Below are 475 nucleotides of genomic sequence, written 5' to 3'. Positions count from 1 at the left end.
TTGATCTTCGGTTGCTGCCTGACCTGATACTGCTGTGCCGTTCCAAGTCGTGTTGCTTAAGCCACCAATGGTATTGGTTGTGCCATCAATCTTAACTTTGGTTGCACCACTGCCCACATTGATTGCATCTTTAACATTAACGGTATCGCCTAAACCTAGCTGGACACCATCTGCTGTCGTGGTACTGGTGATGCTACCATCCGTTGAACCTTTAACATTCAGCGTATCGCCTAATGCAAATTGGTTACTGCTGGTACCATTACCAAACTTAATCCCTTTGTCCGCTGTCGCTTGTGCTGCATCTGCTGCATTTTGCGCAGTGGTTACATTCTGATTCGTTGTGAATAATTGGCCACCATTCACCGCATCTGTTGATGCTGCTGAACTGATATCACCTGCTTTTACGTTAGTGATCGTGGTTCCACCAGCACCTGCAAGCGTGACCTTGTCTTTAGTTGCAGGGTCATCATATTTA

At 46.3% G+C, this 475-nt stretch carries 1 pseudogene; it reads right to left on the bottom strand.

The features are described 5' to 3' along the window. Positions 1–475, bottom strand: a pseudogene (locus tag A7P54_RS18890) (cell surface protein); the annotation flags it as partial.

It is taken from the genome of Acinetobacter sp. Ac_3412 (assembly GCF_013072675.1).
In the GTDB taxonomy this organism is placed as follows: domain Bacteria; phylum Pseudomonadota; class Gammaproteobacteria; order Pseudomonadales; family Moraxellaceae; genus Acinetobacter; species Acinetobacter higginsii.
This window is presented reverse-complemented; position numbering and strand designations above follow the sequence as displayed.